We start from the raw sequence: 13949 nt of genomic DNA on the forward strand, positions 1-13949 counted from the left end.
AATGCGGGAAGGGACCCGGCCAAGCCTCGGTCTCGCCAGCAGGCGGATCAGGATTCCGACGGTATCCTTCCCGCATTCACTCTACACCACCCCGAACACACAGGATTCCTGTGACCAGCACAGGAATCGTCAACGCTGGAGATTGGCGTCAACCTCTCCACCGTCATTCCTGTGCTCGTCACAGGAATCCATTCCTCGATCTTTCAACCGCAGAGCCGAATCTTCTCATTTGCAAGTGACTCGGATGCATATTCTCCAAGCTTGAACGCATGCGGCCATTCGGGCGTCAGCGGCAGGTCGGCAAGCTGATCCGATGTCATCATGAGAAGAGAGGGATGATCCAGCGGGCCGCGGTGGTTCGTCGCGGACGAACTTCTATTCCAGAAAAACTGCAACATGGCGCTGCCTCCGGTGTAACGCATCCTTAGAATGGTGCCAAACAGATCCATTTTCACTAGAGTTAATTGGCGGTGGAGTTTAGAAAAACTACATGCGTGAGCTCAATCGCATCCACATGAACGGCTTGCGCGCCGCGGAAGCGGTTGGTCGACTGGGTTCGCTTCAGGCGGCGGCCGACGAGCTTGGCGTTACGATCGGGGCCGTCAGCCAGCATCTGGGCAGGCTGGAGGCCGCGCTTGGCCATGCGCTGTTCGCACGCACATCGCGCGGGCTTGTGCCGACGGAATTCGCCCGCTCCTTCCTGCCAAGGCTGACAACGGGATTTTCCGAACTTGAAGGCGCTTTGCGCAGCGCACGTCTGGACCGCGTGAACGTGCTGACGCTGTCCGTCGCGCCGGTCTTCGCGTCCAAATGGCTGGTGCCGCGTCTGGCGCGTTTTTCCGAATTGCACCCCGGCATCACCGTGCGACTCGATGCGTCCACCGCACTGATCGACCCGGATCGAAGCGATGTCGATCTGGCGATCCGCGTCGGCGACGGAAATTGGCCGGGCGTGGCGACGCGATTTCTGCTGCCGCAGGAAATCTTTCCCGTCTGTGCGCCGGCGCTCGCAGCTAAGCTGCATGAGCCGCTCGACCTGACCACAGTGCCGATCGTGCGCGACGCGAATTCCACGCTGAAATGGGCGACATGGCTCGCCCCGTTCGGCATCGCCGAAGATGCGCTGGCCGACGGCCACACATTCACCGATGCCGCGCTTGCGCTCGACGCCGCCATCGCCGGCCAGGGCGTCATGCTGGCCTGGCAGACGCTGGCGCAGGATGCCCTGGCGACGGGACGGCTCGTCACGCCCTTTGCCCATCGGGCGGCGACCGGCCTTGGCTATTGGGTGGTCACATCCGCGACGACGCGCCCCTCGAAAGCGATGGGGGACTTTACAAGCTGGCTGGAAAGTGAAATCGGCCGAACGCGGGACGCGTTTCCTTAGAGTTCGAACATCAAGTTGCTGCAAAGCAACATGGATCGATCACGAAAATGCGAGCCTGATTTTCTTAAATCCTGCGTTAACCTTGTGCGTTAATTTCGCGTGCATGAAGATCAGAACCACAGCTCTATTAGCACTTACTTTAACAATCGCCGGGCCGGCCGTCGCAAGCGACATGACGGCGTTTCCGACGCTGCCTGCAATGCAGATCCCGGCCGCGATCGAAACTGTCGTGCGCGATAGCGATTTTACCCATCGCATCTTGCGCCCGCAGGAACCGAATGGGCGAACCATCGTGCTCATGCACGGCTCGGGCGGAGACGAGACCACGCTTATTCCGCTTGCCGCCAAGATCGATCCGCACGCCACGCTGATCGGCATTCGCGGGCGCGTCGTGCAGGAGGGCGTGAAGCGCTGGTATAAGCGCATTACGCCGACGAGTTTCGACCAGACGGACATTCGCGCCGAAGCGGCGGCTTTTGCCAGCTTCTTTCGCGACCTGTCGAAGCGCGAAGCGATCGACCTCGCCCAGACGACCTTTCTGGGATATTCCAACGGCGCGAACCTGATCAACGCGCTGTCGGTTCTCGAACCCGACATGGTGGAGCGCGCCGTGCTGCTGCGCTCCATGCCGGTGCTGGATGCGATCCCCAACGCGAACCTCGCCAAGGCGAAGGTTCTGACGATCACCGGCGAAAACGACACGCTTTACGCGCCGTTCGGGCCGAAGCTCGAGGCGATGTTCCGTGCCTGCGGGGCAGACGTGGTGGCAAGGACGATTTCCGCCGGTCATGAAGTCGGTGACGAGGACGCCCGGATCGCCAGCGAATGGCTCGCCGGACTCAAGCTGGCATCCGCGAAGTAAGATTGCCGGAACACGCCGTCTCCGATGGTCATGGAAACAAGCTATCAAGGTGGCGATGAGGGGACGAATGACGCGAAATCTGATATGGCGCATCGCGCTTGCACTGGCGGGCTGCTTCGCAGCGGCTTATGTCGGCCAGGAACTGCTTGGCGGCGAATTGCTTGGCTGGGTCGTCGGCGGCGCGATTTTGGGCGGCACATGCGCCCCGCTTTTCAAGTATCTTCTGGCGCTGCGGGCCCAAAAAGCGGCAAGATAGCACCATTAAAAAGGCCGGGCATGCCCGGCCTTGCTTTGCTTGACGTTCCGTTCGGCTATTCGGTCAAGCCTGTATGACCACGACATTCGCCCCGACGGGGACGCGCTCGTAAAGATCGATCACATCGTGGTTGAGCATGCGCACGCAGCCCGACGACATGGCGTGGCCGATCGAGCTGGGCTGGTTGGTGCCATGGATGCGGAACATCGTGTCGCGGCCGCCGCGATGAAGATAGAGCGCGCGCGCGCCGAGCGGATTGTTGAGGCCACCGGGAACACCACCCGCGAATTCGCGATTGCGCGGATCGCGGCTGATCATGTTGGCGGTCGGCGTCCAGCTCGGCCACTGCGCCTTGCGCCCGACCGTCGCATTTCCGCGCAGCGCCAGCCCCTCGCGGCCGACGCCGATGCCATAGCGGAGCGCTCGGCCGTCGCCCATCACGTAATAGAGCCGGCGCGCCGGCGTATCGACCACGACGGTTCCAGCCTTGTGACGCGTCTCGTAGGCCACTTCCTGGCGGCGCAGCTCCGGCTTGATCTGATCGAGCGGTACGGCCCGCAAGGGAAACCGCTCGTCCGGCAGTGCCGCGTAGTTGGACATCGCCGAGCGATAGTCCGTCCCCACGGCCGTACAGCCCGCAAGGAACAATGGAAGGCCGGCAAGAAAGCCGCGACGTGAAATGGACATGGATGTTGCCTTCGACTTAAAAGATCCCCTGCAAGGTTCGTAAACACGCTTGGTTAACGATGTCTTCCTTTACGCGACCTCTACACACAATTTTGAACACGTTGCGAAACGAATTCCATCATTTCGACGACAAGAATGGCGGCTCCCGAGCGATTCGGCGTGCGCAGTTTTGACCGGTTGAAGCAGGTTCACCGATTGCAAACGGAACCAGGACCGAGCAAAAAGTGTTCATCGACAGACCCGGTGCCGAAAATGCGCGGCATCCGGTCCAGCCTTTGCATGAAGGGAGAAAGCCGATGAAGGAATTTCATTGCGGTTCGCTCGTTCCGGGTTGCGATTGGCATACCCGTCACGAGGAAGAAGCCGAGGTGATGCGCCGTTCGGTCGAGCATATGCGCGAAGCCCACGGCGAGAGCACGATCCGCGAAACGATGGTCGAAGCCATACGTTCGCGCATCGCCAACTCTCAAAAAGCGGCCTGAACCGTCACGCGTTCAGCCCCAGAAGCTCGCGCCCGCGCTCGATCAGCGCGGGACGCTCGAGGCGAAAGCCCGACTGAACCCACTCGTCTTCCAGTTTCGCCAATGCTTGGCCGAGCTCGGCGTTTTTCGCCGCGCCCAGCGCGACGAAGTCGCGGCCTTTGACCGGAAATTCAGGCGTTTTCCACTCGTTCGCGAACTTCAACAGACTGGAAAAGCGTCCCGCTTCCGTCAGATCGACATCGCTTGACGCAGCTTTCGCGCGCGCGGACGCAAGCGCGAGCCGCAGTCGATCCTGCCCCGCCTCCTGACCACCCGACAAGAGCCGTTTCGACAAAGCAAGTTCACTGCTGTCGGCATCGATAACTCCGAAGCGTGACCAATCGTCCAGTCGCCGCGTTTCCGCTTTTGACAGTTTGAGCCGCGTAGCGAGACTTTCGATACGCTCAGGCATCGGCGGCACGATTGCTTGCAGCCGTGCCAATGGGTCGACCGGCCAACCCAGATCGCGCTCGGCTGCGATCAGCCCCGGAACGGCGTCGATGCCCCACTTTTCGCTTTCCGGAAGAACCGCCGTCAGCACACCGGACTGGCGCATCCATAAAAGTGCGCGGGACGGATCGGGTGCCGACAGCAATTTCTTCAGTTCGGCCCACACGCGCTCGGCCGAAAGGCCCGCGAGCCCTCCCTTGAGCCGCGCGGTGGCCTTGATGCCCTCGGCATCCGGCCGCCCTGCCCCGTACCACGCGAAGAAGCGATAAAAGCGCAGGATGCGCAGATAATCCTCGCCGATGCGCTGGCCGGCGTCGCCGATGAAACGCAGATTGCGCCGTTCGAGATCGGAAACGCCGCCGACGAGATCGATCACCGTGCCGTCGGCATCCGCGTAAAGCCCATTGATCGTGAAATCGCGCCGCTCCGCATCGACCTGCCAGTCGCGGCCGAAGGCGACCGTCGCGTGGCGGCCATGCGTCTCGACATCCGCGCGCAACGTCGTGACCTCGAACGGACGCCCCTTCGCAACGACGGTGATCGTGCCATGCGCCTTGCCGGTCGGCACGGGTTTGAACCCGGCATCGGCAGCGCGTCGTTCCGTCTCGTCGGGCAGGCAGGTCGTGGCGATGTCGATATCGGTGACGGCCTCGCCAAGCAGCGCGTTGCGCACGGCCCCGCCGGCGACCCGCGCTTCCTCGCCATCGGCGGACAGCACCTTGAGAAGCGTCTGAAGCGTTTTGTCTTTCAACCACGGCGCGTCGGCAATCGAGATGCTCAAGCGTAGAGCCTTTCATAAAGCGTCCGGATGATGCCGGCGGTGACGCCCCAGATGCGGCGTTCGCCGAACGGCATGTCATAGAAGAATCGCTCGCGCTCTTGCCAGACCCGGCTGCCGCGCGTGTGGTTGGCAGGATCCATCAGGAAGGACAGCGGCACCTCGAAGGCGTCGTCCACCTCGTTGGCGTTGAGCGTGAGCGCGAAATCCGGCTTCGCCACGCCCAGAACCGGCGAGATGCGATAGCCCGAACCGGAGACATAGTCCGGCATGCGCCCGACGACCTCGATCGTCTCCGCGCCGATGCCGATCTCCTCTTCCGTTTCGCGGATGGCTGCGAATTCGGGTGTCGGGTCGGTCGGATCGATGCGCCCGCCCGGAAAAGCGATCTGGCCCGAATGGCTGCGCAGTTTCTCCGTGCGCTTGGTCAGGATAAGCGAAGCGCCGCCGGGCCGGTCGACCGCCGCGATCATCACCGCCGCATCGCGCAGACGCTCGTGCACGATCATGTCGCGCAGATCCGGATTGAGCCCGTGATCGCCATAGTCGGTATCGGCATGCGGCGTCCGTTCGCGTTCCGCGCGACGACGAAAATCGTCGACGGAGAACAAGGTGCGCATCGAAACGGCCGTCATGCCTCGGCCAGACGGTTCAGTTCGGCCATCGGCATGACGGGAAAAATCTCGCCTTTCGAGCGCAGGCAGAACATGGCGTGCCCGTCGATCGAAATCTCTTCGCCGATTTCCGCAAGCTGGTACATGACCGGCCGCGCGACGAGCGCTTCGAGCCGCCCGCGCACATGAAGATAAGGTTTCAGCCCGCCCGTCTCGTCCTCGTCGACGAAGCGCAGTCTATGATCCGGCCCTGCCTCGACCACGTCGCCGACATTGGTGCGGAAGGTCAGCACCTGATTCTCGCCCACATCCGACGCGTCCATTTCGACCGCGAGGAACGGCGCGTCCTCGACGCGGATGCCGACCTTTTCGACCGGCGTGACGAGATAGGTCCTGCCGTCCTCATCCTTCCTCAAAACGGACGAAAAGAGCTGGACGAGCGGCATTCGCCCGATCGGCGTTCCCATGTAGAACCACGTCCCGTCCGCCTTGATCTCCATGTCGAGATCGCCGCAGAAGTCCGGGTTCCATTTGTCGACGGGCGCGGCTCCCTTCCCGGCACGCGCGGCGCGTGAAATCAGGGCTTCGAGGCCGGCGCTGTCCTTAACGTCGGTCAGGCCGGCTGTTTTCTGTGCATCGGTCATCGTCACGAAATAGTCACTGTTGTTTCGCTTGTCAGCCATGGTGCACCATTTAAGCTGACATCGCAGCCGCTTCGAGGGTGAAAGCCACCGACAGACCCGGCACCGACCAGGATTGGACAGTTCATGAGCCTCACCGTCAAGGAACCCGCGCTGAGCGAAACCGAGATGGTTGCGCAGGCCGAGCGCGCGCTGGCCGAAATCGGCAAAGTGCGCGAAGCGGTCGGAAAGGTGATCTTCGGACAGGAAGAGGTGGTGGAGCGCACGCTGGTGGCGATTCTCGCCGGCGGCCACGGCCTGCTCGTCGGCGTGCCGGGCCTTGCCAAGACCAAGCTGGTCGAAACCCTCGGCACCGTGCTCGGCCTCGACGGACGGCGCATCCAGTTCACGCCGGACCTGATGCCATCCGACATTCTGGGCTCCGAAGTCATGGAGCAGGACGAGACCGGTCGCCGCTCCTTCCGGTTCATTCGCGGGCCGATCTTCGCGCAGCTCCTGATGGCCGACGAGATCAACCGTGCCTCGCCGCGCACCCAGTCGGCGCTGTTGCAGTCGATGCAGGAATATCACGTCACCGTCGCGGGCGAGCGTCACGATTTGCCCTCGCCCTTCCATGTGCTCGCGACGCAGAACCCGCTGGAGCAGGAAGGCACCTATCCACTGCCCGAAGCCCAACTCGACCGCTTCCTGATGCAGATCGACATCGACTATCCCGAATTGGCCGCCGAACGGCGCATCCTGATCGAGACGACGGGCGTTGCGAACCAGGAGGCGGAGAACGTGCTCGACGCCGCTCGGTTGAAGACCGTGCAGGCTCTGATCCGGCGGATGCCGGTGCCCGACAGCGTGGTCGATGCGATCCTGACGCTGGTGCGTTCGGCGCGCCCGGGCGCTGGCGATGCCGAGACCGACCGGCATGTCTCCTGGGGACCAGGCCCGCGCGCCAGCCAGGCATTGACGCTGTGCGCTCGCGCCCGCGCGCTCTACGACGGGCGGCTTGCCCCATCCATCGACGATGTGCGCGAACTTGCCGAGCCGGTGCTTCAGCACCGCATGGCGCTGACCTTCGCGGCGCGCGCAGAAGGCATGACAGTGCGCGACGTGGTCGCACGGCTGGCGAAAGCGATCTGATGGCCACGATCGGCGCGGTCAGTGAAGCCGCCGCCCCGCGCGACGCGCTGGCGCGCGCCCGCCAACGGGCGGCCCTGATCCCCGACCTGCTGGTCGAGGCACGCCGCGTGGTCAACACCGTGATCGCGGGCTGGCACGGACGGCGCAAACGCGGCATCGGTGAGAATTTCTGGCAGTTCCGGCCCTATGTCGACGGCGAGGCTATCGCCCGGATCGACTGGCGGCGCTCGGCGCGCGACGATCACACCTATGTGCGCGACCGCGAATGGGAAGCGGCCCACACGGTCTGGCTATGGGCCGACCCGTCCGCGTCCATGTTCTACCAGTCGAAGACGGCGTCGGTCTCGAAGGAATCGCGCGCCCTCGTGCTGGCGCTCGCGCTGGCCGAACTGTTCTCGCGATCGGGCGAGCGGATCGCCTGGCCGGGCCTGACCGATCCGTTCTCGGCCCGCAACGGCGCGGAACGGCTTGCCGCGCAGATGCTGCATGCAGACGCGCTGCCCCCTCGCCCCGATCTTTCGTTGATCAAGCGTTTTTCCGACGTCGTGCTGATCTCCGATTTCCTCGATCCCGTCGAGGAAACGCAAACTTGGCTCGACGATCTGGCCATGCGCGGGGTGCGCGCGCATCTGATCGAGATTTCCGATCCCGCAGAAGAAGAATTCCCCTATTCCGGCCGCACCGAGTTCCGCGACCCCGAAAACGGGCTTAAGCTGACGGCCGGACGCGCCGAGATGCTGCGCGCGGATTATCGCAACCTCTACACCGCCCGTCGTGAGGCGCTGGCGGTCTGGGCGCGCAAGCTCGGCTGGAGCTACACGGTCAACCACACGGACAAGCTCGCCTCCGACGCGCTCGTACGCATTCATCTGGCGATGAGCGCGGGGGGCAACTGATGGGTTTCCTGCCACTGTCCTTCGCCATGCCGGCCGTTCTGGCCGGATTGATTGCCCTGCCGGTGATCTGGTGGCTCCTGCGCCTGACGCCGCCCAAGCCGCAGACCGAGGCTTTCCCGCCGCTGAAAATCCTCGCGCGCGTTTTGCGCAAGGAGGAAACGCCGCACCAGAGCCCGTGGTGGCTGACGCTTCTGCGGCTCTTGATGGCGGCGCTGATCATCTTCGCGCTCGCCCAGCCCGTGTTAAATCCGCGCGAGCGCGTCGCGATCGACGGCGGCGCGGTCGCGATCGTCGTCGACAATGGCTGGGCGTCGGCACCCGACTGGGACGTCCGGGTTGCGACGGCCGAGCGGATGATCGCCGACGCGGAAGCGCAGAATGCGCCTGTCGTGCTCGCCTTCACCGCCGACGCGGACAACACGGCGGTCGGGCCTTTCGATCCTCAGGAGGCACGCGAGCGGCTGAACGCGGCTGGGGCGCGGCCCGTTCCCGTGGATCGCGGCTCGGCCTTCGCGCGCGTTGCCGACGCACTCGGCCAGATGCCGGGTGCGACCGTGGCAATGCTCTCCGACGGGCTGGCAAGCGATGCCGACGAAGACGCCTTCGCCACCTTGCTGGCCGATGCGGGCAATTTGATCTGGGCCGCGCCGCAGGGGCTGGCGCAGATCGGCCTGATGGCAACCGCCAACGAACCCGACGCCTTCCTCGTCGAGGCGACCCGCGCTACGAACGACACCGGCTTGCGGCAGGCGACCGTCGCCGCCTTCGACGATCGGGGCCGGCGGATCGCCGAAGCGCCGCTCTCCTTTGCCGCCGGCGAAGCCATCGCCACCGCCGAAATCCGCGTGCCTTTCGAACTGCGTAACGATTTCAATTCGGTCGCCGTCGATGGCCAGTTGCATGCGGGCGCGGTGCGCGTTCTCGACGAGAATTCACGCCGCCGCCGCGTCGGGTTGATCGCACAAGGCGATGGCGATGTGGCGCAGCCGCTTTTGTCGCCGCTGCACTATATCGGACGCGCGCTCGACCCCTTCGCCGACCTGATCGAGCCGGCAAGCGCGGATTTGGCATCGGCGATACCGCAATTGCTCGAGCAGCACCCGGCGATGATCGTCATGGCCGATGTCGGAAATCTGCCGGCTCCGGCCCATGACGCGCTGGTCGAATGGGTCGAGGGCGGCGGCACGCTCGTACGCTTCGCCGGGCCGCGCCTTGCGGCCTCCGAACCGGACGAAGACCTCTTGCCGGTGCGGCTGCGAACGGGCGAGCGCGCGCTCGGCGGCACATTGTCGTGGACCGAGCCGCAGGCGATCGCCGAATATCCGGAGGGGTCCCCCTTCGCCGATCTGACGCCGCCCACCGACGTGACCGTCTCGCGGCAGGTGCTGGCCGAGCCCGCCGCCGACATCGTCGAGCGAAGCTGGGTCAACCTCGCCGACGGCACGCCGCTCGTCACCGGCGCGCGGCGCGGCGAGGGAACCGTCGCGCTATTCCATGTCGCGCCGCAGGCGACATGGTCCAACCTGCCGATCTCGGGCACCTTCGTCGAGCTCTTGCGCCGGCTGGTGCAGTTGTCGCGCAACCAGGGCGCGGCCGCCACGACGGGCGCGGATCAGACGAGCCTGCCGCCCTATCGCCTGATCGCGGCGGACGGCGGCCTCGTGCCGCCGACGCCCGATGCGCGGCCGCTGGTCGGCACCGATGCGCCCGTCACCATCGAGAACCCGCCCGGCCTTTACGGTTCGGACGAAGGCGTCGTCGCGCACAATCTTCTGCCGGCCGACGCCATGCTGGAACCGCTCGCCCGCCCGCAGACGCCGATGCCCGTGACCGACATCGCCTATGGCTTCGACCGGCAGGTCGATCTGCGTGGGCCGCTTTTCGCCGCCGCTCTGGCTCTCATGATCCTCGACACGCTCGCCGTGCTTTGGCTGGGCGGCCGTCTGCGCCGCCGTCCCCGCCTGGCGCAGGCTGCATCCGTCGCGCTCGCAATCGTCGTTTTGGCCGCAGGTCCGGTTCCCGATGCCCATGCGCAGGAGAACGACGCACGCCCCGGCGACGAGGAAGCGATCGACGCGATCAGCCAGACGCGGATCGCCTACGTCCTGACAGGGAATTCCTCGATCGACGCGATCAGCCGCGCGGGCCTCGAAGGGCTCGGCCGCTTCCTCATCGACAAGACGGCGCTCGAACCCGGCGCGCCGGTCGGCGTCGACATTGCCGAGGACGAGCTTGCCTTCTATCCGCTTATCTATTGGCCGATCGACGAAGGTGCGCCGATGCCCTCCCCGGAAGCCCTCGCGCGGGTCGATGCCTATATGCAGGAGGGCGGCACGGTTCTGTTCGACACGCGCGACCAGTTCGGGGCCGGCTTCGATGCGGGCGCGGCAAGCGGCTCTACCCTGCGCCTGCGCGAAATCCTCGCCGACATGAGCGTGCCGCCGCTCGAACCCGTGCCGCAGGATCACGTCCTGACCAAGACCTTTTATATCCTTCCCGAATTTCCCGGCCGCTTCAACGGCAGCCCGCTCTGGGTCGAGGCATCCCAGGTGGTCGAGGAAACCGCCGACCGGCCGGTGCGCGTCGGCGACGGCGTCACGCCGATCATGATCACCGCCAATGATTTCGCCGGCGCATGGGCCGTCGGCGCGTCCGGCGCGCCGATGCTGCCCACCGTGCCCGCCGACCCGATGCAGCGCGCCTACGCCTATCGCGCCGGCGTCAACATCATGATGTACATGCTCACCGGCAACTACAAATCCGATCAGGTCCATGTGCCGTCCATTCTGGAAAGGCTGGGGCAGTGATGGTGTTTTTGCCTGAGCCAGAAATCAACCCCGCTCCGTCGCGCTTCGAGCGCCACCTCTCCCCCTGCCCGGGGGAGAGGAATCCAAGCTGGACAAGCGATTCGATCGCGGCAGCGCTTCCTCTCCCCCGGGCAGGGGGAGAGGTGGCCCAACGGGCCGGAGTGGGGGTGCTTTGCGAAGGTGATTGCCGATGAACTGGTCACTCGCCTTCGAACCGCTGATCGGCCTGCAATGGCTCGGCCTGCTCGCCATACCCGTGGCGGCGTTGGTCGTCTGGGGTGTGATCGCCGGGCAGCGCGGCGCATGGCTGCGGCTTGCCGCGATGGCCGCGCTGGCGCTGGCGCTGGTCAATCCCGTATTGCTTGACGAGGAGCGCGAGCCGCTTCGAAGCGTCGTCGCTCTCGTGGTCGACCGCAGCCAGAGCCAAGAGATCGGCGAGCGCCGCGAGACCACCGACAGCGCGCTGGAGGCGATGCGGGAACGGCTTGCGCGCCTTGATCGGTTCGACGTGCGCGTGGTCGAAACGGGACAGGCCGATGCTGCCGACGACCGCACCGAAACCCGCCTTTTCGGCGCCCTCGATTCGACCTTCCGCGACGTTGCGCCCTCGCGCGTCGGCGGCGCGATCCTGATCACGGACGGGCAGGTCCACGACGTGCCGGAAAGTTCGAGTTTCGCCGGGCCGCTCCACGCGCTCGTCACCGGCGAGGCCGACGAATTCGACCGGCGGATTCGCTTCGAGCGCGCGCCGCGCTTCGGCATCGTCGACCGCCCGATCGAGATGAGCTACCGCGTCCTTTCCACCGAAGAAAATGCGAGCGGCCCCGTCGAGGTCACGGTGCGCGTCAATGGCGAGCATGTGGTGCGCCAGACCGCCACGATCGGCGAGGAAACGCGCGTCGACATCGTCGTGCCCAATGCCGGCCGCAACATCGTGGAGTTGGAATTCCCGGTGGCCGATGGCGAACTGACCGAGACGAACAATCGCACCATCGCCATCGTCGACGGCATCCGCGAAAACCTGCGCGTGCTGCTCGTCTCGGGCGAACCGCATGCGGGCGAGCGCACATGGCGCAACCTTCTGAAATCCGATGCGGCAGTGGACCTCGTCCACTTCACCATTTTGCGACCGCCCGAAAAGCAGGACGGCACGCCGATCCACGAATTGTCTCTGATCGCGTTTCCCACGCGCGAACTCTTCGTCGACCGGATCAACGATTTCGACCTGATCATCTTCGATCGCTATCAGCACCGCGACGTGCTGCCGATCCTCTATTACGACTACATCGCCGAGTATGTGCAGAACGGCGGTGCGCTGCTGATCGCGGCCGGTCCTGAATATGCAGGCAACCAGTCGATCGCCCGCACGCCGCTGATGGCCTCGCTGCCGGCCATGCCGACCGGCGACGTCGTGGAGGAGGCATTCTTCCCGCGCCTGACCGATGCCGGTGAGCGCCATCCGGTGACGCGCGGACTGGAGGGCTCAGGGCAGGAGCCGCCGCAATGGAGCCGCTGGTTCCGCCAGATCGGCGTTGCGCAGCCGGAGGGCGAAGTGGTGATGCGCGGCGCGGACGACATGCCGCTGCTGCTGCTCGACCGGCAGGGCGAAGGCCGCGTCGGCATGCTTTTGTCCGATCACGGCTGGCTGTGGGCGCGCGGCTTCGAGGGCGGCGGCCCGCACGTCTCGCTCTATCGCCGCATGGCGCACTGGCTGATGAAGGAGCCGGAACTGGAAGAAGAGCGCCTCACCGCGAACGCACGCGGCATGACGCTGGAGATCGTGCGCCAGACCATGGAGGACGAGGCCGGGGATGCAGCCGTAACGACGCCTGCCGGCGAAACCATGACCGTGCCGCTCGGCGCGGACGGCGCCGGTGTCTTTTCGGCCAGTGTAGAAACCGACGAGATCGGGCTCTACCGCATCTCCAATGGCGACCTCGAAACGCTCGCCCATGTCGGCCCGGTCAACGCGCCGGAGTTCACCGACACCGTTTCGACGACGCAGAAGCTGCAACCGCTGGCGGACGCGACCGGCGGAAGCGTTCGGCGCATCGGCACGAGCCTCACCGGGGCGCTCGACCTGCCCAACATCGTGCCCGTTCGGCAAGGCGCGAATGCGGATGGGCGCGGTTGGGTCGGGCTGCAGACGACGAACGACACCGTGCTGCGCTCCGTCAGCCGCGTACCGCTTTTCGCCGGTTTCCTCGGCCTTGGCGTCCTGCTTCTGGCCTTCGGCGCGACCTGGTATCGCGAGGGACGCTGATTTTTTGCCGGTCCTGTCGGTTCGGCGAACATCCAGCCGTCCTTGCGACATCGAAACGCCAACGGAGTTTGTTCAGATGCGTATGATGTTCGTCAACCTGCCGGTCAAAGACGTGGCGGCAAGCCGCGCCTTCTTCTCGGCGCTCGGCTTCACCTACAACGAAGACTTTTCCGACGAGACGACGGCCTGCATGGTCATTTCGGAAATGGGCTTCGTGATGCTTCTGGAGCATGACAAGTTTCAGGGCTTCATCAACGGCAAGATGGCCGACGCTCACGCCACGACCGAGGTGTTGACGGCGCTGTCCGCATCGAGCCGTCAGGAAGTGGACGACATTCTAGACAAGGCGCTGAAGGAAGGCGCGCAGCCTTGGAAGCCGAACATGGACCTCGGTTTCATGTATGGCTGCTCCTTTCAGGACCTCGACGGTCATGTCTGGGAGTTCGTCTATATGGATCAGCCTGCCTGAAGCGACGGAGTTTGAGCGTTTCAAATGTGCATACGAACTGCCGCTTGAGAGGTCGAGGCGTGGCAACTGTGTTTTCAGGCGTATTGTTTTTGTTGGCGTTGCATTGCGTTGAGGACGGTGAGGAGTTTCCTTGCGACGGCGATGATGGCGAGTTTCTTGGAGCCGGATCTCGCGGCGATTGCGGTGT

14 protein-coding genes are annotated in these 13949 nt (G+C 64.7%); 9 read left to right on the top strand and 5 right to left on the bottom strand.

Going from position 1 to position 13949, the window contains the following annotated elements; translation table 11 throughout:
• Positions 1-203 precede the first annotated feature (203 nt).
• Positions 204-398 carry a hypothetical protein gene (locus GTW25_RS20280; RefSeq protein WP_252914106.1) on the bottom strand — a complete coding sequence of 65 codons (195 nt, stop codon included), beginning with the start codon at positions 396-398 and terminating at the stop codon, positions 204-206.
• A 92-nt stretch (positions 399-490) separates the two neighbouring features.
• Here GTW25_RS20280 and GTW25_RS20285 point away from each other — a divergent pair, with 92 nt between their 5' ends.
• The 3 genes from GTW25_RS20285 (at position 491) to GTW25_RS20295 (ending at position 2505) form a co-directional block, all read left to right on the top strand.
• A complete protein-coding gene (locus GTW25_RS20285; RefSeq protein WP_252914107.1) occupies positions 491-1387 on the top strand; it encodes a LysR substrate-binding domain-containing protein in 897 nt (298 codons plus the stop codon).
• A 172-nt stretch (positions 1388-1559) separates the two neighbouring features.
• Positions 1560-2249 carry an alpha/beta hydrolase gene (locus tag GTW25_RS20290; RefSeq protein ID WP_252914108.1) on the top strand — a complete coding sequence of 230 codons (690 nt, stop codon included), beginning with the start codon at positions 1560-1562 and terminating at the stop codon, positions 2247-2249.
• A 67-nt stretch (positions 2250-2316) separates the two neighbouring features.
• On the top strand, positions 2317-2505 hold the full coding sequence (locus GTW25_RS20295) for a hypothetical protein (RefSeq protein WP_252914109.1): 189 nt from the start codon (positions 2317-2319) through the stop codon (positions 2503-2505).
• Positions 2506-2568: 63 nt separating this feature from the next.
• Here GTW25_RS20295 and GTW25_RS20300 read toward each other — a convergent pair whose 3' ends face one another.
• Complete coding sequence (locus GTW25_RS20300; protein WP_252914110.1) at positions 2569-3192, bottom strand: L,D-transpeptidase; 624 nt, start codon at positions 3190-3192, stop codon at positions 2569-2571.
• A gap of 296 nt (positions 3193-3488) precedes the next feature.
• On the opposite strand from GTW25_RS20300, the gene GTW25_RS20305 reads away from it, so the two are divergent.
• A complete protein-coding gene (locus tag GTW25_RS20305) occupies positions 3489-3674 on the top strand; it encodes a DUF1059 domain-containing protein (RefSeq protein ID WP_252914111.1) in 186 nt (61 codons plus the stop codon).
• Between the two features lie 4 nt (positions 3675-3678).
• Here the strand turns inward: GTW25_RS20305 and GTW25_RS20310 are convergent, their stop codons facing one another.
• Genes GTW25_RS20310 through GTW25_RS20320 form a run of 3 tightly spaced genes read right to left on the bottom strand, consistent with a single transcriptional unit; the run spans position 3679 to position 6199 of the window.
• The gene (locus tag GTW25_RS20310; protein WP_252914112.1) at positions 3679-4944 is read right to left on the bottom strand and encodes a CCA tRNA nucleotidyltransferase; all 1266 of its coding nucleotides are present in this window, start codon (positions 4942-4944) and stop codon (positions 3679-3681) included.
• A complete protein-coding gene (locus GTW25_RS20315; protein ID WP_252914113.1) occupies positions 4941-5576 on the bottom strand; it encodes an NUDIX hydrolase in 636 nt (211 codons plus the stop codon). Before GTW25_RS20315 ends, GTW25_RS20310 begins: the two co-directional genes overlap by 4 nt.
• Complete coding sequence (locus GTW25_RS20320; RefSeq protein ID WP_252914119.1) at positions 5573-6199, bottom strand: DUF1285 domain-containing protein; 627 nt, start codon at positions 6197-6199, stop codon at positions 5573-5575. The genes GTW25_RS20315 and GTW25_RS20320 overlap by 4 nt, the downstream gene beginning before the upstream one ends.
• Before the next feature lie 123 nt (positions 6200-6322).
• Here GTW25_RS20320 and GTW25_RS20325 point away from each other — a divergent pair, with 123 nt between their 5' ends.
• The 5 genes from GTW25_RS20325 to GTW25_RS20345 all read left to right on the top strand — a co-directional run bounded on the left by GTW25_RS20325 (position 6323) and on the right by GTW25_RS20345 (position 13762).
• The gene (locus GTW25_RS20325; protein WP_252914114.1) at positions 6323-7327 is read left to right on the top strand and encodes an AAA family ATPase; all 1005 of its coding nucleotides are present in this window, start codon (positions 6323-6325) and stop codon (positions 7325-7327) included.
• Complete coding sequence (locus GTW25_RS20330) at positions 7327-8223, top strand: DUF58 domain-containing protein (protein ID WP_252914115.1); 897 nt, start codon at positions 7327-7329, stop codon at positions 8221-8223. The genes GTW25_RS20325 and GTW25_RS20330 overlap by 1 nt, the downstream gene beginning before the upstream one ends.
• Positions 8223-11030, top strand: a complete 2808-nt coding sequence (locus tag GTW25_RS20335) for a DUF4159 domain-containing protein (protein WP_252914116.1) — start codon at positions 8223-8225, stop codon at positions 11028-11030. The genes GTW25_RS20330 and GTW25_RS20335 overlap by 1 nt, the downstream gene beginning before the upstream one ends.
• 190 nt (positions 11031-11220) lie before the next feature.
• Positions 11221-13293 carry a hypothetical protein gene (locus GTW25_RS20340; protein WP_252914117.1) on the top strand — a complete coding sequence of 691 codons (2073 nt, stop codon included), beginning with the start codon at positions 11221-11223 and terminating at the stop codon, positions 13291-13293.
• 76 nt (positions 13294-13369) lie between these two features.
• Positions 13370-13762 (top strand): VOC family protein, encoded by a 393-nt coding sequence (locus GTW25_RS20345; protein WP_252914118.1) that lies wholly within the window; start codon positions 13370-13372, stop codon positions 13760-13762.
• Positions 13763-13949 lie beyond the last annotated feature (187 nt).

Source organism: Aliihoeflea aestuarii, from assembly GCF_024105665.1.
GTDB lineage: Bacteria > Pseudomonadota > Alphaproteobacteria > Rhizobiales > Rhizobiaceae > Aliihoeflea > Aliihoeflea aestuarii.